This is a genomic window from Pseudomonas sp. OV226, assembly GCF_003148705.1.
Classification (GTDB): Bacteria; Pseudomonadota; Gammaproteobacteria; order Pseudomonadales; family Pseudomonadaceae; genus Aquipseudomonas.
The window spans coordinates 389927-410521 of record NZ_QGGS01000001.1 but is presented as its reverse complement, the minus strand read 5'-3'; the positions used below and the strand labels follow the sequence as shown (position 1 = coordinate 410521).

General features: G+C 60.5%; 20 protein-coding genes. 11 read left to right on the top strand and 9 right to left on the bottom strand.

Going from position 1 to position 20595, the window contains the following annotated elements; translation table 11 throughout:
* Nucleotides 1–100 precede the first annotated feature (100 nt).
* The 4 genes from C7534_RS02090 to C7534_RS02075 form a co-directional block, all read right to left on the bottom strand.
* On the bottom strand, nucleotides 101–1294 hold the full coding sequence (locus tag C7534_RS02090; RefSeq protein WP_109784798.1) for an acetyl-CoA C-acyltransferase: 1194 nt from the start codon (nucleotides 1292–1294) through the stop codon (nucleotides 101–103).
* Between the two features lie 11 nt (nucleotides 1295–1305).
* Nucleotides 1306–2067, bottom strand: coding sequence for an SDR family NAD(P)-dependent oxidoreductase (locus C7534_RS02085; protein ID WP_109784797.1), 762 nt, complete (start codon nucleotides 2065–2067; stop codon nucleotides 1306–1308).
* A 16-nt stretch (nucleotides 2068–2083) separates the two neighbouring features.
* The gene (locus C7534_RS02080) at nucleotides 2084–3748 is read right to left on the bottom strand and encodes an AMP-binding protein (protein WP_109784796.1); all 1665 of its coding nucleotides are present in this window, start codon (nucleotides 3746–3748) and stop codon (nucleotides 2084–2086) included.
* Between the two features lie 251 nt (nucleotides 3749–3999).
* Nucleotides 4000–5016: an AraC family transcriptional regulator gene (locus C7534_RS02075; protein WP_109784967.1), complete on the bottom strand. Its 1017-nt coding sequence runs from the start codon at nucleotides 5014–5016 to the stop codon at nucleotides 4000–4002.
* A 275-nt stretch (nucleotides 5017–5291) separates the two neighbouring features.
* On the opposite strand from C7534_RS02075, the gene efeU reads away from it, so the two are divergent.
* The 5 genes from efeU to C7534_RS02050 all read left to right on the top strand — a co-directional run bounded on the left by efeU (nucleotide 5292) and on the right by C7534_RS02050 (nucleotide 10907).
* A complete protein-coding gene (gene efeU / locus C7534_RS02070) occupies nucleotides 5292–6131 on the top strand; it encodes an iron uptake transporter permease EfeU (protein ID WP_077430197.1) in 840 nt (279 codons plus the stop codon).
* 8 nt (nucleotides 6132–6139) lie between these two features.
* Nucleotides 6140–7336, top strand: coding sequence for an iron uptake system protein EfeO (gene efeO, locus C7534_RS02065; protein ID WP_109784795.1), 1197 nt, complete (start codon nucleotides 6140–6142; stop codon nucleotides 7334–7336).
* A gap of 17 nt (nucleotides 7337–7353) precedes the next feature.
* The gene (efeB, locus tag C7534_RS02060; RefSeq protein WP_109784794.1) at nucleotides 7354–8637 is read left to right on the top strand and encodes an iron uptake transporter deferrochelatase/peroxidase subunit; all 1284 of its coding nucleotides are present in this window, start codon (nucleotides 7354–7356) and stop codon (nucleotides 8635–8637) included.
* A 23-nt stretch (nucleotides 8638–8660) separates the two neighbouring features.
* Entirely contained in the window at nucleotides 8661–9485 is an 825-nt protein-coding gene (gene efeO / locus C7534_RS02055; RefSeq protein ID WP_109784793.1) for an iron uptake system protein EfeO, read from the top strand.
* 207 nt (nucleotides 9486–9692) lie between these two features.
* Nucleotides 9693–10907 (top strand): MFS transporter, encoded by a 1215-nt coding sequence (locus C7534_RS02050; RefSeq protein WP_109784792.1) that lies wholly within the window; start codon nucleotides 9693–9695, stop codon nucleotides 10905–10907.
* On the opposite strand, the gene pssA is transcribed toward C7534_RS02050, so the two are convergent.
* Nucleotides 10864–12207 carry a CDP-diacylglycerol--serine O-phosphatidyltransferase gene (gene pssA / locus C7534_RS02045; RefSeq protein WP_046027337.1) on the bottom strand — a complete coding sequence of 448 codons (1344 nt, stop codon included), beginning with the start codon at nucleotides 12205–12207 and terminating at the stop codon, nucleotides 10864–10866. The two genes, C7534_RS02050 and pssA, sit on opposite strands and share 44 nt — an antisense overlap.
* Nucleotides 12208–12455: 248 nt before the next feature.
* On the opposite strand from pssA, the gene C7534_RS02040 reads away from it, so the two are divergent.
* Nucleotides 12456–13019: a TetR/AcrR family transcriptional regulator gene (locus tag C7534_RS02040; protein ID WP_109784791.1), complete on the top strand. Its 564-nt coding sequence runs from the start codon at nucleotides 12456–12458 to the stop codon at nucleotides 13017–13019.
* Between the two features lie 57 nt (nucleotides 13020–13076).
* Complete coding sequence (locus tag C7534_RS02035; protein ID WP_096511704.1) at nucleotides 13077–13553, top strand: nuclear transport factor 2 family protein; 477 nt, start codon at nucleotides 13077–13079, stop codon at nucleotides 13551–13553.
* A gap of 116 nt (nucleotides 13554–13669) precedes the next feature.
* On the opposite strand, the gene sfnG is transcribed toward C7534_RS02035, so the two are convergent.
* The gene (sfnG, locus tag C7534_RS02030; protein WP_109784790.1) at nucleotides 13670–14764 is read right to left on the bottom strand and encodes a dimethylsulfone monooxygenase SfnG; all 1095 of its coding nucleotides are present in this window, start codon (nucleotides 14762–14764) and stop codon (nucleotides 13670–13672) included.
* A 268-nt stretch (nucleotides 14765–15032) separates the two neighbouring features.
* On the opposite strand from sfnG, the gene C7534_RS02025 reads away from it, so the two are divergent.
* Nucleotides 15033–15812: a TSUP family transporter gene (locus C7534_RS02025; protein WP_109784789.1), complete on the top strand. Its 780-nt coding sequence runs from the start codon at nucleotides 15033–15035 to the stop codon at nucleotides 15810–15812.
* Here the strand turns inward: C7534_RS02025 and nudC are convergent.
* The 3 genes from nudC to C7534_RS02010 all read right to left on the bottom strand — a co-directional run bounded on the left by nudC (nucleotide 15780) and on the right by C7534_RS02010 (nucleotide 18361).
* Nucleotides 15780–16610: an NAD(+) diphosphatase gene (nudC, locus tag C7534_RS02020; protein WP_109784788.1), complete on the bottom strand. Its 831-nt coding sequence runs from the start codon at nucleotides 16608–16610 to the stop codon at nucleotides 15780–15782. The two genes, C7534_RS02025 and nudC, sit on opposite strands and share 33 nt — an antisense overlap.
* Before the next feature lie 6 nt (nucleotides 16611–16616).
* Nucleotides 16617–17429 carry a crotonase/enoyl-CoA hydratase family protein gene (locus C7534_RS02015; RefSeq protein ID WP_109784787.1) on the bottom strand — a complete coding sequence of 271 codons (813 nt, stop codon included), beginning with the start codon at nucleotides 17427–17429 and terminating at the stop codon, nucleotides 16617–16619.
* Nucleotides 17430–17590: 161 nt separating this feature from the next.
* On the bottom strand, nucleotides 17591–18361 hold the full coding sequence (locus C7534_RS02010) for a class I SAM-dependent methyltransferase (protein WP_109784786.1): 771 nt from the start codon (nucleotides 18359–18361) through the stop codon (nucleotides 17591–17593).
* Nucleotides 18362–18520: 159 nt separating this feature from the next.
* Between C7534_RS02010 and C7534_RS02005 the strand changes: the two genes are divergently transcribed.
* The 3 genes from C7534_RS02005 (at nucleotide 18521) to C7534_RS01995 (ending at nucleotide 20379) form a co-directional block, all read left to right on the top strand.
* Nucleotides 18521–19063, top strand: coding sequence for a tetratricopeptide repeat protein (locus C7534_RS02005; RefSeq protein ID WP_046027345.1), 543 nt, complete (start codon nucleotides 18521–18523; stop codon nucleotides 19061–19063).
* A gap of 66 nt (nucleotides 19064–19129) precedes the next feature.
* Nucleotides 19130–19615, top strand: a complete 486-nt coding sequence (locus C7534_RS02000; protein WP_080942989.1) for a sigma-70 family RNA polymerase sigma factor — start codon at nucleotides 19130–19132, stop codon at nucleotides 19613–19615.
* The gene (locus C7534_RS01995) at nucleotides 19612–20379 is read left to right on the top strand and encodes an anti-sigma factor family protein (RefSeq protein WP_109784785.1); all 768 of its coding nucleotides are present in this window, start codon (nucleotides 19612–19614) and stop codon (nucleotides 20377–20379) included. Before C7534_RS02000 ends, C7534_RS01995 begins: the two co-directional genes overlap by 4 nt.
* Nucleotides 20380–20595 lie beyond the last annotated feature (216 nt).

The following is a 20595-nucleotide window of genomic DNA, read 5'->3' as shown; positions in this document are numbered from 1 at the left end:
AAGCCGCGCTCCTACGTTACTTCTATGCCACCTGCCCCGTAGGAGCTGAGCTTGCTCGCGATGGCGGCCTCAAAGTCCCCATCGCCGGCAAGCCGTGCTCCTACAACAGGCACTCAACAGCCATGGCCGTGGCTTCACCGCCGCCGATGCAGATCGCAGCAACGCCACGCTTCAGACCTTTCTGGCGCAGGGCCGAGAGCAAGGTCACCAGGATCCGTGCGCCGGATGCGCCGATCGGGTGGCCCAAGGCGCACGCGCCGCCGTGAACGTTGACCTTCTCGTGCGGGATTTCCAGTTTGGCCATCGTCACCAGACTGACCACGGCGAAGGCTTCGTTGACTTCGAACAGCTCAACTTCATCCAGCGACCAGCCGGTTTTCTTCATCAGTTTTTTGATCGCGCCCACCGGCGCCACCGGGAACAGGCCCGGCGTATCGGCAAACGCGGCATGGCCGTGAATCACTGCCAGCGGTTTCAGCCCTTGTTTCTCGGCATCGGAACGGCGCATCAGCACCAATGCCGCCGCGCCGTCGGAAATGGAACTGGAGTTCGCTGCCGTCACCGTACCGCCATCGCGGAACGCCGGTTTCAATGATGCGATTTTGTCCAGCTTGGCTTTCGGTGGCTGCTCATCGTTGCTGATCAGCACCTGTTCTTTACCGACCATCACCGACACCGGGACGATCTCGGCGTTGAAGCTGCCGTCCTTGATTGCCTGTTGCGCACGGGTGGTCGACGCGACCGCAAACGCGTCCTGCGCCTCGCGGGTGAAGCCGTTGGTTTCGGCGCAATCCTCGGCGAAGGTGCCCATCAAGCGGCCCTTGTCGTAGGCATCTTCCAGGCCGTCGAGGAACATGTGATCAAGCACCCGACCGTGGCCCATGCGGTAACCGCTACGTGCGCGGTCCAGCAGGTACGGCGCGTTGGACATGCTTTCCATGCCGCCCGCCACCACCACGTCGGCGCTACCGGCCACCAACATGTCGTGGGCCAGAATCGCCGCTTCCATGCCCGAACCGCACATTTTGTTCAGCGTGGTGCAACGGGTCGATTTATCCAGCCCGGCGCCCAGCGCGGCTTGACGCGCTGGCGCCTGACCGAGGCCTGCGGACAGAACGCAGCCGAACAGCACTTCTTCTACCGATTCGGCGTTGATGCCGGCGCGCTCGACCGCCGCGCGGATCGCGACAGCGCCGAGTTGCGGTGCGCTCAGGCTTTTCAGTTCGCCCTGAAAACCGCCCATCGGGGTGCGGACGGCGCTGACGATAACGATGGGATCGTTGGCAATAGTCATGACAAATCTCCTTACTTGGCGGCCATGCGCAAGGCGCCGTCGAGACGGATCACCTCGCCGTTGAGCATGCTGTTTTCAATGATATGCCGGACCAGCGCGGCGTACTCGCCAGGCTTGCCCAGACGCGGCGGGAATGGCACGCCAGCGGCCAGCGAATCGCGGACTTCCTGGGTCATGCCGGCCATCATCGGTGTTTCGAAAATGCCTGGGGCGATGGTCATCACGCGGATACCAAAGCGCGCCAGTTCACGGGCGGCTGGCAGAGTCAGGCTGACAATGGCGCCCTTGGACGCGGCATAAGCGGCCTGGCCAATCTGGCCGTCATACGCCGCTGCCGACGCGGTATTGATGATCACACCGCGCTCGCCATCGGCATCCGCCTCGGTTTCGGCGATAGCGGCAGATGCCAGGCGCAGCATGTTGAAGCTGCCGATCAGGTTGACGTTGATCACTTGGCTGAAACTGGCGAGCCCATGCGGGCCGTTCTTGCCAAGGATCTTCTCGCCGCGCACGATGCCAGCGCAATTGACCAGGCCGTTGAGACCGCCAAAGGCTTTGACCGTCGCCTGCACTGCGGCTTCGGCGGCGGCTTCGTTGCTGATGTCGGCCACCACACTTTGCGCACCAAGACGTTGAGCCTGAGCCGCTACAGCCTCGGCATTCATGTCCACCAGCATCACTTTGGCGCCAGCCGCGACCAGCATTTCAGCTGTTGCCGCACCCAGGCCGGAAGCACCGCCGGTGACGAGAAAAACCTTGTTTTCGATCTGCATCATTGTTTCCTTGGATTCAAGCTGAAACGTTCTTCGCGGCGGCCTCTTGAGCCTTGGCGATTTCCTGGTTGCGCAAGATAAAGCGCTGCAATTTGCCGCTTGGGGTTTTCGGCAACTCGCTGACAAATTCGATTTCACGGGGGTAAGAATGCGCCGCCAGACGCTTGCGCACGTGTTGGCGCAGTTCTTCGGCCAGCTCCGGCGTGGCGCGGTATTGCGAGCAAATCACCACGAAGGCTTTGACCAGCTCGGTACGCTCCGGATCGGGTTTGCCGACCACGGCGGCCTCGACCACAGCCGGGTGTTCGATCAACGCGCTTTCCACGTCGAACGGGCCGACGCGGTAGCCGGACGTGGTGATCACGTCATCGCTGCGACCGACGAAACTGATGCTGCCGTCAGGGTTCCATTCCACGGTATCGCCGCTCAGGTAATAGTCGCCGACGAACGCTTTGGTCGGCGCGCCTTCGTAACCGTTGAACCAGCACATCGGCGACTGGCTGCGGTCGATGGCCAAAATGCCCGGCTGACCCACACCCAGCTCTTTGTACGCTTCGTCCAGCACCACGATGCGGTGGCCGGGTGAAGCAAAACCGGCGGCGCCGACGTGCACGGGATGTTCCAGTGCGTGGTGGTTGCACAGGACCATACCCAGTTCGGTCTGGCCGTAATGGTCGTGAATCACCACGCCAAGGTTATCGGCGAACCAACGGATGACTTCCGGGTTCAGCGGCTCTCCGGCGCTGCTGACGATGCGCAGCTTGCCCTTGATCGACTTGGCAAACTCGTCGCCGCCCGCGATCAGCAGACGGTACGCGGTCGGTGATCCGGTGAGGTTGGTGATGCCGTACTTGTTGATCACCCGGCAGGTGCTTTCGAGGGTAAACGGGCCATCGTAGAAGGTGATCGGATGCCCCATCGCCATCGGCCCGGTGACCCCGAAATAGATGCCATAGGCCCAACCCGGGTCGGCGACGTTCCAGAACGCGTCTTCAGGGCGCAAATCCACGGCGTCGCGGGTGTAGCTCTGGAACGCGACGATGGCCTTGAGCGGCACCGACAGCGCTTTCGAGGGACCGGTGGTGCCCGAGGTGAACATCAGCAGGAACGGGTCTTCGCCGGTCAGCAGCACCGGTTCGCAGTCTGCGGAAAAATTGGCCAGTTCGGCCCAGAAACTGAAATCGCCCTGCACGATGCCCGTGCCTTTAGGGCCACCGACCGTGACGATGGTCGGGCAGTCGGCGACTTCCGCGAGTTTCGAGCGATTGACCGCGTCGGTCACCACCACTTTGGCACCCGAGCTGCCGAGACGGTGTTCAATGGCTTTGGGGCCGAAAGCGGTAAACAGTGGCTGATACACCGCGCCGATGCGCCAGGTGGCGAAGACGGTGATCAATAGTTCGATATTACGTGGCAGGAGGCCGGCGACCTTGTCGCCCTTTTTCACCCCTTGGGCCAGCAGGAAATTGGCAAACCGTGCCGCTTTGTCCTGCAAGTCAGTGAAGGTGTACGAAGCGCTGGCGCCATCGCGCCCTTCCCAGAACAGCGCAATGCGCCCCGGCAAGGCGTGCCGGTCGCAACACTCGACGCAGGCGTTGAGCGCTTGCAAGGAACCACTGAGTGCGGCATCGACGGTGTGCTGATAATTGAACTGTGATGTGGCAAACAAGTAATCGCGCATTGCCAGAATCCCTCGGTATTTTTATTAGGTTGGGGGAACCGTATAAACCAGAGAAATACTCGCTCCGTGCGTAGAACGGGGCAATGGTCAAAGCCTTCAGATTGCGTGACTGGTTTGGCCAAAACTCAAGAGGTGTGCCGCCTGGGCGCACGCTTTCGCGGGCAAGCCACGCTCCCACATTTGCAATGCACTCCCCTGTGGGAGCGTGGCTTGCCCGCGATGGCGTCAGTCGATCCAATATGGGGACCGGATCAGTGCGCCTCGTTAAGGATCAAACTCCGGTAATGCCCCGGATTGGACCCCGACCACTTGCGAAACGCCTTGTAGAACGAACTCGTATCGGCAAACCCCAGCCGGGCCGCAATCTCGGCGAAGCTGATGTTCGGCTCTGCCAGCCAAACGATCGCCAGTTCCTTGCGCACGCTGTCCTTGAGCCCTTGGTAGGTCTGCCCTTCTTCCGCCAGACGTCGGCGCAAGGTCGAGGCGGACATGTGCAGTTGCTGCGCCAACGGTTCGGTTTCCGGCCAATGTTCTGCGGGCAAGTGCCGCAAATTCTGTTTGATGCGGCTCGCCAGGCTCTCAGGATCACGGTACTTGACCAGAATATTGGCCGGCGCGTGCGCCAGGAAACGCTTGAGTTCTTCCGGGCTGCGCTTGATCGGCAAGTCCAGGCACTCAGCCGAGAAAATCATCCGCGTGCGCGGCCGGTCGAAGCGCAGGTTTTCGGAGAACATCACCTGATAGTCGCCGCAAAAATCCGGCGCCGGGCAGCGCAATTCGATGGCCAGGATTGGAATCCGCCGCCCCGCGAGCCAACAGGCAACGCCGTGAACGATCATCCAGTAGGTGAAATAAGTGAAGGCACGACGCGGATCCTGATCGTCTTCCGCCAGCACGATTTCGGCCAGGCTTTGCTGGCGAACCAGCTGCGCGGGCATGTTTTCAAGCATCAGCGACAGAAAACCCAGGCCCGAGGTCAGCCCAGCGGCCAGGCTCGGCTGGACCATCGAGCAACGACACAGAAACTCAAGACTGCCGGATTTGAGCTTGCGCGGGTCCATGCCAAAAAACTCATCGTCACCGCGTCGCGCCAGCAGGCGCCAGAGTCGCGCATAGGCCGTCGCCGGAACTCGCGCGTCAGGGGTTTGCAACCATGCCGGATCGATGCCGACCTTGTTCAACACCTCATCGGTGGCCTGGCCCGGGGCGCAGCTTTGCAACAGCGCTTCGCGCACCAGTTGAATGGAGATGGTGTCTTTTTCCGACATTGAGCGCGGTGAGCCCTGTTGTTTTTTGAGTGCGGGCATCTTACCGCAGCACGCTTGAGCAAAGGAGATCCTGTGGGAGCGGGCTTGCCCGCGAAAGCGGTGGATATGCCGACATATGTATCGAAGGTGACGGCGTCATCGCGGGCAAGCCCGCTCCCACAGTGATGTTCAGGGCTGTTCAGCTTAGGTTCAGGTAAATGTCAATTATTGGCATATGGGAATGAATGTCATTATGTTACAAATTAGCACCCTAACTAATTGTGTCCCGGTGCTGAATGCTCGTCCCTTTCCTGATCATGCTGCGCGAAGGCATCGAAGCCGCGTTGATCGTTGGCATCATCGCCAGCTACCTCAAGCAAACCGGCCGGGGTCAGTGGATGCCCGCGGTGTGGATCGGTGTGTTCCTCGCTGCGGCGTTGGCCCTGCTGGTGGGGGGTGGTCTGGAGCTGGTCAGCGCCGAATTCCCGCAGAAACAACAAGAGCTGTTTGAAGGCGTGATCGGTCTGCTGGCCGTCGGCATTCTCAGTTCGATGGTGTTCTGGATGCGCAAAGTGGCGCGCTCGATCAAACATTCGCTGCAGGCGTCCCTCGATCACGCGCTGGCCGGCTCCAGACACCAGGTCATCGCCCTGATCGCCATGGTGTTTTTCGCCGTGGCCCGGGAAGGCCTGGAGACGGTGTTCTTCCTGCTGGCGGTGTTCCAACAGAGCGAGGGCCCGGCCGCGCCCATTGGCGCCCTGCTCGGCCTGATCCTGGCCATCGCCGTCGGTTTCCTCATCTACAGCGGCAGCATGCGCCTGAACCTTGGTGCATTTTTCCGCTGGACCGGGTTGTTCATCCTGTTCGTGGCCGCCGGCATTCTCTCCAATTCGGTGCAGGCGCTGCATGAAGCCGGGCTATGGAATCACCTGCAAACCGTGCTGTTCGACTTCAGCGCAACGCTGCCGATGGACGGCCCGTTGGGCTCGGTGCTGGCGGGCATGTTCGGCTATCAGGACGCCCCAACGGTCAGCACCCTCGGTGCCTACCTGATTTATCTGGTAGTGGCGTTGGTGATGTTTTTCGTCCCGGCCCCCACGCCCGCCAAACAGCCTTCTTCCGTTTCCAGTCAGTAAGGGCCTTCATGTCAAAGCCTATTCCCACAGCCGGCCCGTCCCGGGCCTTGCGTTGGGCAGTGGCCGGTTCGGTGATCGTGATGATCGCCGCCGGTGGCCTGTTCTATTACGCCTCGAAAATGGCCGCCGCCAAGCGCCAGGCCAACCATGACGACGTGGTGGTCAACATTCACCCGCACAGCTGCGAGCCCAATGCGCTGACGGTCCCGGCCGGCCGCACCCGTTTTCGCATCGTCAATCGTTCCGACCGGGCCGTTGAATGGGAAATCCTCGACGGTGTGCTGGTGCTCGAAGAGCGCGAAAACATCGCGCCGGGCCTGAGCCAGGTGATCAACGCCAACCTGTTGCCCGGCGACTACACCATCACTTGCGGTTTGCTCAGCAACCCGCGCGGCACCTTGCACGTGACCCCGACCGAGGCGTCCGAGGCCGCCGCAAAAGCCAAACCGTCGATGGTCGCGTTCGTTGGTCCGTTGTCAGAGTTTCGCGTGTACCTGAGCACGCAAGGCACGGCGTTGATCAAAGCCGTTACCGCGCTTGAGCAAGCCATCGAGGTCGGCGACCTAAGCCAGGCGCAATCCTTGTATGCGCCGGCCCGCGCTGCGTATCAACGCATCGCCCCGGCCGCCCAGCGCTTGGCCGAGCTGGATAACGCGATCAATGCCCGCGCCGACTATTTCCAAAAACGCGAGCAGGACCCGGCCTTCGTCGGCTTCCATCGCCTGGAATATGCGCTGTTCCAGCAACGTAGCCTCGATGGTTTGGCCCCGGTTGCCCAACGTCTGACCGCTGACGTCACCACGCTCAAGCAGCAACTGCTGGCCGAACCGCTGCCGCCGGAGCAACTGGTGAGCATTGTGGTGCGCAACCTCAATACCCTCGCTGATGTACGTGCCAGCAGCGGTGAAGAAGAACGCTACAGCCACACCGACCTGAACGGTTTTGCCGCCAACCTCGACGTCGCCCGCAAAGTTGTCGACTTGCTGCGCCCGATGCTGAGCATATCCGCCGCCGATTTACTGCCCACGCTCGACAGCGCCATCGTCGCCTTCGACACCGAACTTAACGGCCTCAAGGTCAACGATGGTTACGCCCGCTACGACAGCGTCAGCGCCGAACAGCGCAAAAAAATCGCCGAAAAGGCTCAGGCACTGGCCGACGCCCTCGATGCCATCGATCCCGCGCTTGGCCTCTCCGGCCTGTAAGCAGAAGACTTGAACCCATGAATGACTCAGAGCAATTCAACCTCCAGCGTCGACGGATATTGATGGGCATGGGCGCGGCCGGCGTGGCGTTGAGCTGTCCGGTCATGGCCGCCAGCCCCGCGCAGGTCACTGAAGCGCCGAGCAGCGACAAGACTGAAGACCGCCACGAATTCCACGGCAAACACCAGGCTGGCATCGTCACCCCACGTCCGGCATCCGGCATGCTGGTGTCGTTTGATGTGCTGGCCACTGACCGAGCCGACCTCGAACGGCTGTTTCGCACCCTCAACGAGCGCATCGCGTTCTTGATGAAGGGCGGCCCGGTAACCCAGGTCGATCCGAAACTGCCGCCAGTGGATTCCGGGATTCTTGGCCCGGTGGTCACACCGGACAACCTGACCATCACTGTGTCGGTGGGCGAGTCGTTGTTCGACGAGCGTTTCGGTCTGGCCAGCGTCAAACCCAAGCGACTGGCGCGCATGGTCGGTTTCCCCAACGATGCACTGGAGGCTGACTGCTGCCACGGCGACCTGAGCCTGCAGTTCTGCTCCAACACTACCGACACCAACATCCACGCCCTGCGCGACATCGTTAAAAACCTGCCGGACTTGCTCCTGGTGCGCTGGAAACAGGAAGGCAGCGTGCCGCCGCAAGCTCCGGCGAAACCGGGTGTTCCGGCGCAGAGCGCGCGCAATTTCCTGGGTTTTCGCGACGGCTCGGCCAACCCTGACTCCAACGATGCCAACGTCATGGACCGCACCGTCTGGGTCCGGCCCGGCAGCGATGAACCAGGCTGGGCAACCCATGGCAGCTATCAAGCGGTGCGGATCATCCGCAATTTCGTTGAGCGCTGGGACCGTACGCCGTTGCAAGAACAGGAAAGCATCCTCGGACGGGTCAAAAGCACCGGTGCGCCCATGGGTGGCGCCCATGAAACCGAAGTCCCGGACTACGCCAAGGACCCGCAAGGCAAGCTGACCAGACTCGACGCGCACATCCGGCTGGCCAACCCGCGCACCGCCGCCACCCAAGCCAATCTGATCCTGCGCCGGCCGTTCAACTACTCCAATGGCGTGAACAAAAACGGCCAGCTCGACATGGGCTTGTTGTTCATCTGCTACCAGGCCGATCTGGAAAAAGGCTTTATCACCGTGCAAACCCGTCTGAACGGCGAGCCGCTGGAGGAATACCTGAAACCCGTCGGCGGCGGCTACTTCTTCACCCTGCCAGGTGTCACCAGCGACCAGGACTTCATCGGTCGCTCGCTGCTTCATGCCACATCCTCAACAACAACCGCCTGACAACTCCCAACACGGAACCGCCCATGAAAAAGTTGCCACTCGCTTTACTGCTGACCCTTGGCTTGCTCAACACTCCGCTTTCGGCGTTCGCGACCACAGCGCCGATGGACCTGGTGGGGCCGGTTTCGGACTATAAGATTTACGTCACAGAGCAACTGGACGAATTGGCCAGCCACACCCAACAGTTCACCGACGCGGTGAAAAAAGGTGATCTGGCCACCGCGCAAAAGCTCTACGCCCCGACCCGCGTTTACTACGAGTCGATCGAGCCGATTGCCGAGCTGTTCAGTGACCTGGACGCGTCCATCGATTCGCGCGTAGACGACCACGAAAAAGGCGTGAAAGCCGACGACTTCACTGGCTTCCACCGCATCGAGTACTCGCTGTTCTCGGAAAAAAGCACCCAAGGCCTGGGCGATTTGGCCGACGGCCTGAACAAAGACGTCAAGGACCTGCAAACCCGCGTGGCCGGCCTGACCTTCCCGCCTGAGAAAGTCGTCGGTGGCGCGGCGGCGCTGCTCGAAGAAGTCGCGGCCACCAAGATCTCCGGTGAAGAAGACCGTTACAGCCACACCGACCTCTATGACTTCCAGGGCAACGTCGACGGCGCGAAGAAAATCGTCGACCTGTTCCGTCCGCAGATCGAGAAGCAAGACGCGGCATTCATCGCCAAAGTCGACAAGAACTTCGCGACCGTGGACATGATTCTGGCCAAGTACAAGACCCAGGATGGCGGTTTCGAAACTTACGACCAGGTGAAAGAGAATGACCGTAAAGCGTTGGTTGGGCCGGTGAATACCTTGGCTGAAGACCTGTCGACGTTGCGCGGTAAACTGGGTTTGAACTGATCGTTTTCTAGCGTCTGAGCGGGCCCCATCGCGGGCAAGCCCGCTCCCACAGAGGATCTTCGGTGTTCACAAGATCTGTGGGAGCGGCGGTGCGACGATTCGACTTGCCCGCGATGGCATTATCACTGCCACCGATACTCCTCCTGCCTTGCACATAACCCGCGCTACTATCCCCGCACACTCTAAAAGCTCACGGACGACTCCCCCATGACCACCCCTGCCTTCGATCTGCGCCCATTGATGGTCGCGAACATGGCCTGTTCCATGTCGATGATGGCGTTCGTCTCGCTGATCGGCCCGATTGCCCGCGTGCTGGGCCTGGCCACCTGGCAGGCTGGTGCGGCGGTGACGGTGTCCGGGGTGATCTGGATGCTGCTCGCCCGCCCTTGGGGCCAGGCCAGTGACCGCTATGGTCGACGACGAATATTGCTGATCGCCACCGCTGGCTTCACCCTCGCCTATTGGGCCTTGTGCCTGTTCATCGATGCTTCGTTGCGATTTCTACCCTCGGCGCTGCTGGGGTTCATCGGCGTGATGATCGGGCGCGGTTTGATCGGTGTGTTCTATGCGGCGATTCCGGTGGGTGGCAACGCGCTGATCGCCGACAACATCGAACCGCAACACCGCGCTAAAGCCATGGCCGCCTTGGGTGCCGCCAATGCGTGCGGCCTTGTAATCGGCCCGGCCATCGCCGCATTGCTGTCACGCTTCAGTTTGAGCCTGCCGTTCTACGCCATGGCCGTCCTGCCGCTGCTGGCTTTTCTGGTGTTGCACTTCAAGCTCAAAGGGCAAGAACTGCACCTGCGCCAGGCGCCGCGCAAGGTACACCTGAACGATCCACGCCTGCGCCGTCCCATGGCTGTCGCGTTTGTCGCGATGCTGTGTGTGTCGATTGCGCAGATCACCGTCGGTTTTTTCGCCCTCGACCGCCTCGGCATGAGCCCGGCCGACGCCGCGCAAACAGCAGGCATCGCCCTGACCATGGTCGGTTTCGCGTTGATCTGTGCGCAATTGGTGGTGCGCAGACTCGATTGGCCGCCATTGCGGTTGATCCGCGCCGGGGCGCTGGTGGCATCAGCAGGATTTGCCGGCAGCATCCTCGCGAATACGGCGTGGGGGTTGTGGCTGTGCTTTTTCGTGTCGGCGGGCGGGATGGGCTTGATCTTCCCGTCTTTTGCCGCGTTGGCCGCCAATGCGGTCGAGGCCTCGGAGCAAGGCGCGACGGCGGGCACCATCGGCGCGGCACAAGGGTTCGGCGTGGTGATCGGGCCGTTGGCGGCCACTCTGATTTACGACCTCGAACCCCGCCTGCCCTATCTGGTGGCCGCGGCGTTACTGCTGTTGGTGGCTTTGTGGCCAAAGCCCCGCGAACTGGAGCTTACAAAATGCGATACAGCAGACGCTCGATCCGCACCCGACTGACGCGGGTGAGAAACTTGGCCACCGCCGGCGGGTAATCCAGCAGCGTTTCAAGGTCCTGGTATCGCTCGATTCGCTGGGTATTCTGGAAAATCTGCACCAGTTCGCCAGCGCGCGACTCAAGCAATTCGCCTTTCGGGTCATCGATCAGCAGTGCGTTTTCCAGGTCAAGACGGAACGCCCGCGGGTTGAGGTTGTTGCCGGTCAGCAAGGTGTAGCGCTGGTCGATCCACATGCCTTTGAGGTGATAGGTGTTGTCGCCATCACGCCACAAATGCAAGTTCAATTTGCCGCTGTCGATACTGTGCTGATGCTTTTTGGCAAAGCGTCGCAGGCTGATCTCGTAGAGATACGGCAACGCGGCGATCACCTTGAACGGCTCACTCGGCGGAATGTAGAAGTCGTTGGCGGTCTTGTCACCGACCACAATATCGATCTTCACGCCCCGGCCCAGCGCCCGGTTTATTTCCCGAGTCACCGCCAGTGGCAGGTTGAAGTACGGCGTGCAGATGGTCAGTTGGTGCTGGGCGCTGGCGATCAACTCGCAAATCACCCGATTCAATGGATTGTTCTTGCCTACACCGAGTAACGGACTGACGGATAAACCACCTTTTTCCGTGGTGCCCGCCGTGGTGTCGTACGCGGCATGCTTGAGGCGGCTGCGCAAGTCACCGATATCGTGGCGCAGGCTGCGAGTGGTCGGCAGGTTCGGCAAATCGAGGCGATGCACGGCCTTGGAAGCGATGAAACCGTGCTGGACAAGGTGTTGCATCGAATTGGCCAGCGCCTGGTTTTCCAGTACGTGATAACGGTCAAAGCGGTATTTGTCGAACTTGTGCAGGTACACGTTGTTCAGGCTCGCACCGCTATAAATCACACAGTCATCGATCACAAAGCCCTTCAAATGCAGCACGCCGAACAGCTCACGCGTCTGCACCGGCACGCCATACACCGGCACTTCACTTGCGTGGGTACGCGTCGCTTCCTGATACCAGGCCGAGTTGCCCGGTTGCTTGCCGGCACCAATCAAACCGCGTTGGGCGCGCAACCAGTCAACCACCACGACCACGTCCAGTTCCGGACGCGCCAGTTTGGCGGCGTGCAAGGCATCGAGGATTTCCTGGCCCGCTTCATCTTGTTGCAGATACAGCGCAACGATATAGATGCGCCGGGTCGCTTGGGCGATTTTCTCCAGCAGGCAGCGACGAAACCCGGCAGCGCCAGACAGGATGGTGACGGCATCGGCGGTCAGCGGAAAACTGCGCAGTTTGGGCAGCAGAGAGCGTTTGAAAAGCGACGGCATAGGGCTCGCAATGGGTCAATTCCGAATAGTCACAGAGCTTACACCATGGATCAGTTTGGGTCTTGTTACGGTCTGTAATGCCGCCTCAGTTCGCTCCCGCGCTCTGGGTGGGAATGGCTCCGCGTTCGCTTCTAAATGCGACGCGGAGCGTCACCGGATGCATTCTCACGCAGAGCGTGGGAACGATCTTTAAACAGGCGTAAAATTTTTTGTTGACCATGAAGAATGATCGTTCTACTGTTCAGCACATGAACAAAATAACCAGCAACGACACACGCGACATCATTCTGGATGTCACCGAAAAGTTGATCTACAAAAGTGGTATCGCTGCCACTGGCATGGATCTTCTGGTGAAAACCGCCGGCGTCTCCAGAAAAAGTATTTACCGCTACTTCACCAACAAGGAGGAGCTGACCGTTGCGGCCCTGCAACGGCGCGACGTGCGCTGGATGCACTGGTACCGGACGGAAGTCGGCATGGCCGAGACCCCGGCAGACCGGTTGCTGAACCTGTTTACCGTGCTCAAGGCCTGGTTCGCCTCGGAAGGCTTCCGTGGCTGCGCTTTCATTAACACCAGTGGTGAAACCGGCGACCCGCAAGACCCGGTTCGCCTGGTTGCCAAAGAACATAAACAGAAGCTGCTCGACTACGTGCGCGAGCTCTGTACCGAACATGGCGCTGCCGACGCGGAAACACTGGCCAAACAGCTGCTGATCCTGATCGACGGTGCCATTACCGTAGCGCTTGTGATGGGTGATCACAGTGCCGCCGATAATGCGCAATGCATGGCGCGAAAGTTATTGGACCTGTAACCACTTTATATAAGCCTGACAACTTGGTTTAACTTTACTTTTACTGGGAGACATTAAATGTCTAACGCAGAAGTTCGTCCGCCATTGCCGCCCTTTACCCGTGAATCAGCCATCGAAAAAGTTCGCCTGGCCGAAGACGGCTGGAACTCACGCGATCCGGAACGGGTGTCGCTGGCCTATACGCTGGACACCAAATGGCGTAACCGCGCCGAGTTCGCCTACAACCGTGAAGAAGCCAAGGGTTTCCTGACCCGCAAATGGGCCAAGGAACTGGATTATCGCCTGATCAAGGAACTCTGGGCCTTCACCGGCAACCGCATCGCCGTCCGTTACGCCTATGAATGGCACGACGACTCGGGCAACTGGTTCCGTTCCTACGGCAACGAAAACTGGGAGTTCGATGAGAACGGTTTGATGGCTAACCGGTTCGCCTGCATCAACGACCTGCCGATAAAGGAAAGCGACCGCAAATTCCACTGGCCGCTGGGGCGTCGGCCGGATGATCACCCGGGGTTGTCGGACCTCGGCCTTTAAGTTCACCTAAATCCAACTGTAGGAGCCGGGCTTGCCCGCGATGGCGATGTCACAAGCAACTGAAGTGTTGAATGTGATGCCGCCATCGCGGGCAAGCCCGGCTCCTACAGGGGGAATTATGCGGCTGCGGTGGCTGGCCTGGATTGGGCCTTGGCTTCTAGCTCGCGCACCAACGGCAACACGCGCTGGCCGAAATATTCCACCTCTTCCTGAAAATGTAGAAACGCCGCCAGCACAAGATCCACCCCGACCGCCTTCAATGCCACAATCCGCTCGGCAATCTGCTGCGGTGTGCCGATCAGATTGGTCTTGAAGCCATCGTTGTACTGCACCAGATCCTCGAACGTCGACTTCGCCCAATTGCCCTCGCCTTCCGGCGATGCCCTGCCCGCTTGTTTCGCCGCATCGCCAAAGGCGTTCACCGCGTCTGGATCAGCCTGATCGATGATCTGCGCCAGCACTGCTCGCGCTTCTTCTTCCGTGTCCCGGGCGATGACAAACGCATTGACTCCGATTTTTACCGAATGGTGGTTGGCGGTGGCTTTGGCCCGGATATCGTCTACTTGGGCCTTGATGCCTTCCGGCGTATTACCGTTGGTGAAGTACCAGTCCGAGACCCGCGCAGCCATGTCTCGCGCCGCGCGAGAACTGCCGCCCTGGAAGATTTCCGGTTGGCCCAAGGGCTTGGGTTTGAGGCTGTAGTTGTCGAAACGGTAGAAATCCCCGCGAAAGGTGAAATTGTCCTGGCTCCAGATGCCCTTGAGCGAGCGGATGAACTCTTCGGAACGGCGATAACGCTCATCGTGCTCCAGCCAGTGTTCGCCTATCGCTTGAAACTCACCTTTGAACCAACCGCTGACGATGTTCACCGCGACTCGCCCATGGGTCAGTTGATCGATTGTGGCCAACTGCTTGGCCGCCAGCGCCGGTTGCCAGGGACCTGGCAGGATTGCAGCGATCACTTTCAATGTGGTGGTGGCCGCGAGCAGCGCATGGCTGAAGGCGACCGACTCATGCTGGTATTCGGCGCCGTAACCGGCAGTAAAGCGAATCTGGGTGAGCGCGTATTCGAACCCGGCTGACTCGGCCAATTGCGCGAGTTTGCGGTTGTAGTCGATGCCCCAGTGGGTGCGTTGTTCGATTTTACTGACCACCAGCCCGCCGCTGACGTTCGGTACCCAGTAGGCAAATTTGACGGCTTGCTGACTCATTGGCGTGTCCTCGGGATTCAGGGATGTCCCATGGACAGAGCAGCAAGCGTGCCAGGGCTGAAATCGCGGGTTTGTCGGGATATTCGGGGGGATTTTACTGTTAGTCCACATCCTGTTTGTCGGCGGGCTGTTGGCTGAGCAACAGTTTTAGTGGCTGTAGCGCCTGCTAACGAAGCGGCCTGACGGCTCGCCGCTAAGTCCGGATATGGGTAAGATACCGGCCCTTCCCCGCAGCCCTTTCCTGCACCCCGCCGAATAAGCCGACTCCATGCCTTTCGAACTCAGCGTTGACCTCACTACCCTGGCCATTCTGGCCGTCGTTGCCTTCATTGCCGGCTTCATCGACGCGATTGCCGGCGGTGGCGGCCTGCTGACCACGCCGGCACTGCTGACCGCCGGCCTGCCACCGCACCTGGTGCTGGGCACCAACAAGTTGAGTTCGACGTTCGGCTCGGCCACCGCCAGTTTCACCTTCTACCGGCGCAAGCTGTTCCATCCCCGGCAGTGGGTGCATGCCATCGTCGGCACCCTGGTCGGCGCATTGACCGGCGCCATCGTCGCGCATTACTTGCCCGCCGAATGGCTGAACAAAATGCTGCCGGTGATCGTGTTCGCTTGCGGCCTGTACCTGTTGTTTGGCGGCACACCGAAAGCACCGTTGGACAGCGATGCACCGATCAAGAAAAAGTGGCAATCGACCCAAGGCTTCAGCCTCGGTTTCTACGACGGCGTGGCGGGTCCAGGCACAGGTGCATTCTGGACCGTCAGCAGTCTGCTGATGTACCCCATCGACCTGGTAAAGGCCAGCGGCGTGGCGCGCAGCATGAACTTCGTCAGCAACATTGCGGCGCTGTCGGTGTTTGTGTTTTCCGGGCAGGTGGACTGGATCATCGGCCTGAGCATGGGCCTGTCGGTGATGGTCGGCGCATTCTTTGGTGCTCGCACCGCCATCAGCGGCGGCGCGAAATTCATTCGGCCGGTGTTCATCACCGTGGTACTGGGCTTGACCGTGCGGTTAGCCTGGCAGCACTGGTTCAGCGAGGCCTAAGCGCCGCGCCACATAGACATCGATCAGGTAACGGGCAATCGAGCGCGACGCCGGCAACGGCGGCAGCGCGTGGACATTGAACCACTGGGCGTCTTCGATTTCGTCCTCCTGACAGACAATCTCGCCACCGGCGTACTCGGCATGGAAGCCGAGCATCATCGAGTGCGGGAACGGCCAGCACTGGCTGCCCAGGTACTGGATGTTCTTGACCTCGATGCGCACTTCTTCGCGCACCTCGCGAATCAGGCAGTCTTCTGCCGACTCCCCCGGCTCGGCAAACCCCGCCAACGTGCTGTAGACCCCGCTGACAAAGCGTGGCGAACGGGCCAGCAAGACTTCATCGCCACGGGTGACCAGCACGATCATGCTCGGCGAGATCCGTGGGTAATAGCGCAAATCACAGGGCTCGCAATACATCGCCCGCTCACGCGGAACCTGCGTTGCCGCCTGCCCACAGTTGCCGCAGAAGCGATGCTCGCGATACCAGGTGCCAATTTGCGCGGCATAGCCGAGCACCTTGTACACCGTGTGATCGCCTTCCAGCATGAACGCCCGCAGGCCTTTCCAGTTGCAACCCGGCACGTCGCTGTGACTGCGCAATTCCAGCAGATAGACCGGCTCGCCGTCGAGATGGCCAATGCCGTGCTCGGCGAGAATCGACAAGTCCTGACGCTTGAGCCACTCACGCGGGAACAGCGCGCCATTGTCATCGAACAGAAAACCTTCGGGGCTACGGGCCACAGCCCAGCCGCCGGGTAGATCGGTGTCCAGTACTGCGGTGGTCCAGCGTGAAGTCATTTTTAATCAATCCAGAAATTCGGGTTTCTGTTTGCTCATATGGGCGGCCATCGCCACGCGCAAGTCGGTGGATTGCAGCATGGCGGCGTTCCAGGTGGCGACATATTCGAGGCCGTCGTCAATACGATGGTCGCGCATGTAGCTGATCATTTCCTTGGTGCCGGTGACGGCAATCGGCGACTTTGCGGCGATCTCGCGGGCAATGCCCATCACGCCATCCAACAGGCTGGCGTTGTCGCTGTAGACGCGATTGACCAGGCCTATGTTACGCGCTTCGTCGGCGCCAAAAGTGCGACCAGTGTAAGCCAGTTCACGCAGCATGCCGTCACCGATGATGCGCGGCAAGCGTTGCAAGGTGCCAACGTCGGCGGCCATGCCGATGTCGATTTCCTTGATCGAGAATTGTGCGTCTTCGGCGGCGTAACGCATGTCACACGCGGCAATCAGATCAATTGCGCCGCCCAGGCAATAACCCTGGATAGCCGCCAGTACCGGCTTGCGGCAATTATCGACGGCATTGAAAGAGGCTTGCAGGGCGAGAATCTTGCGGCGCAGCAGGCGCGCGTTGCGGCCGACGTCCTTGCCCAGTTCATTGGCCACGCCGGCCAGCATCATCAGGTCGATACCGGAGGAAAAATGCTTGCCGGCGCCGCTAAGGACCACGACGCGCGCTTCATCGGTGTCGTCGATCCACTGGAAAATCTCGATGATTTCGCTCCAGAACGCGGCGTTCATCGAATTGATTTTTTCCGGGCGGTTGATCTGCACATGGGCGATGTTGTCGGCGAGTTCGACGGTGAACGCGGTGTACTGAGTCATGGCAGGGATCCTTTACCGGGCAAAAAAAAGAGGCCCGGACTATAACAAGGCATCAGGGTGGACAGTAAGGCAGTGGTTCGGCCAAAAGCGGGACTGGCTTCTGGATCGCCAGTGACTGGGTGGGCTTCATCGCGGGCAAGCCGAATCGTCGCACCGCCCGCTTAACTGGCCTTCACCACCACAAACGCCGCCGTCTCATACGGAACCGTCACCACCTCTCGTCCACGCAATTGCGGCTCTGAAGCAATCAACGCACGAATCTGCTCATCCACTTTCGCCCGCTGGGCCTGCGGCAACGCCGCAATAAAACTGGTGGAGCGCACCCGATTGAAGATCACATCCTCAGGCGACCCCGTGTGTCCATGGTTGAAGTGCTGCACCTGCAATGGCCCGAACGCGGGATGTGGAAACGCCCGGCGCCAGGCGCCGGTGTAATAACGCGGCGTATCGCCTTCCAGCGCGTTGACGATCGCATCCAGTTTCGGCACCCAACTGACCTTGGTATCGCGCAGGTTCCACACCAGCCCCAGCTTGCCGCCCGACTTCAGGACCCGGGCTATTTCGGTCAGCGCCCGGGCGTTGGCGAACCAGTGAAAGGCCTGGGCGCAGACCACCACGTCCACACACGCATCCGGTAGCGGCAAATCCGTAGCGGTGCCGTTGACCGCCAGCACTTCGGGATAGGCCTGGGACAGCTTCTCCAGCATCTGCGCCACCGGTTCCACGGCAATCACCTGCGCTCCGGTCGCCAGCAACCGGCCGGTGAACTTGCCGGTGCCGGCGCCCAGGTCCACCACGCTTTTGTCGGCGCTCAAGCCCAACGTACCCGCCAGCCAGTCAGCGACCGCTGGCGGGTAGTCCGGGCGGCCGCGCACATAGGTTTCGGCGCTGGTTTTATAGCCCGCCGTCGCGTGATGAACGTGGTCTGTCATGGCAGTTCTCCCGGTGGACAACGAATGCTGTCGAGCATAGCGCCAAGGTTTGAGCTTTCGTTGCAATGTTCTCCAGAAAGAAATGAATAATTGTTCACGCTGCGGTGTTTTCAATTCATCACCCCACATTATCGTGATTCAAACCCTGGAGCCTTGCCCATGAACGTGCGTTTTGCTGTTTTCACCGCCCCGCTGCTGCTTGCCGGTTGCCTGACGGCAGCATTGACCAGTTCGCTCGCCCAGGCCCATGGCGAAGAAGACGCACCCGCCAGGCCCAACTGCCCGAAAGGCCAGGTGTTCGACTCCAGATCGCAAAAATGCCTCAAGCAAACCAGCAACCTCGTGCCGGACGCCGACCGAACCAGCTACGCTTATCGTCTGGCCAAGGACGGACGCTACGAGGAAGCCTTGGCCCTGCTCGACACCCTGAAAGAGCCGAACACCGCCATCGCCTTGAACTATCGGGGCTACGCCACGCGTAAACTGGGGCGCACCGACGAAGGCATCGGTTACTACCTGCAATCGGTCAAACTTGACCCGCAGTATGCGAAAGTGCGCGAGTACCTCGGCGAAGCGTACGTGATCAAGGGTCGACTGGACCTGGCCCAGGAACAGTTGCAGCACATCAAATCGATTTGCGGCAACACCTGTGAGGAGTATCAGGACCTGGCCGAAGCCATCAACGACTCATCGAAAACCTGACAACCGAGATAGACGGAGTTCGTCATCGCCAACGATCAAGCAATCAGGGCCGAACTGGGCCAGCACTTGGCGCGTTTGTGGCGCTATGGCTTGTTGCTGTCCCGGCAACGGCATGTGGCCGAAGACCTGGTGCAGGCGACTTGCGTGCGGGCGCTTGAGCGTGCCGGGCAGTTTATCCCGGGTACGCGTATGGACCGCTGGTTGTTGAGCATTCTTCACTCGATCTGGCTCAACGAAGTGCGCAACCGGCGCGTGCGTCAGGGCCAGGGATTGGTGGATGCCGACAGTCACTTGTCGTTTGACGGCGAACACGCGGCGCAAACCCATGTGCTCGCCGCTCAAGTGATCCGGCGTGTCGACGCGTTGCCAGAAGCACAACGCGAAACGGTGTACCTGGCGTATGTCGAAGGTTTGGCGTATCGCGAAGTCGCCGAGGTGCTGCAAGTGCCCATCGGCACGGTCATGAGCCGGCTGGCCGCGGCACGGGTGAAACTGGCCGAGTATCCGCCGCTGCACGCGGTACCGAACCCTTCCACGGGAGAACGTCGATGAACGAGCGTGGCATACCGTCGGATGAGCAACTGGTGGCGTACCTCGACGATCAACTCGATATCGAGCAACGCAGTCGCATTGACGCGGCCATCGCCGAGGATTCGACGCTCAACCTGCGCCTGCAATGGCTGGCCCGCAGCTGCCTGCCGTTCAAGGAAGCCTATGCCGAACTGGGCCAACAGGCGCCCCTGGATCGCTTACAGTCGATGCTCGACACCTTGCCTTCCCCTGAACGCCCGTCGATGAATCGTCGCTGGTTTCTCGCGGCAGCTGCCGGGTTGGTGCTCAGCAGCGTGGTGGCGGACCGTTTGTTCCTGGGCTGGCAATTGAGTCAGGAAAAAACCAATTGGCGCGGCCTGGTGGCGGACTACATGTCGCTTTACGTGCCGCAAACGCTGGAGCACCTGCCCAGCGATGAAGCCAGCCAAAGTGCGCAACTGCGCATCATCGACACGCGCCTGGGCCTGAACCTGACGCCGGCCCAACTGGTCCTGCCAAGGTCCGAGTTCAAGCGCGCGCAAATCCTCGAATATGACGGCGTGCCCATTGCGCAGATTACGTACCTGGATCCGGTGCACGGCCCGATTGCCTTGTGCGCCACCCGCTCCAACAGCGGCAGTCGCCACCTCGCCCATGAGCGCCGGCACGACATGAACGTGGTTTATTGGGCGGACATGGAGCATGCCTGGATGCTGATCGGACACAACCCGGCAGCCGAGCTGGAGGGCATGGCCACCGTGTTGCGAACCCGGCTTGGCGCATAGTTTTGTAGCCGCTGCCGAGCCCGCGAGGCTGCATTCGCCGTAGCAGCTGTCGAGCCTGCGAGGCTGCGTCCGACTGCGAAGCAGTCGTAAATCAGACGGTGCGGTGCTTCATAAAGAATGCTTGTGCAGGTTTTACGACCGCTACGCGGCCGGACGCAGCCTCGCAGGCTCGACAGCTGCTACGGCAGACGCAACTTTGCGGGCTCGACAGCTGCT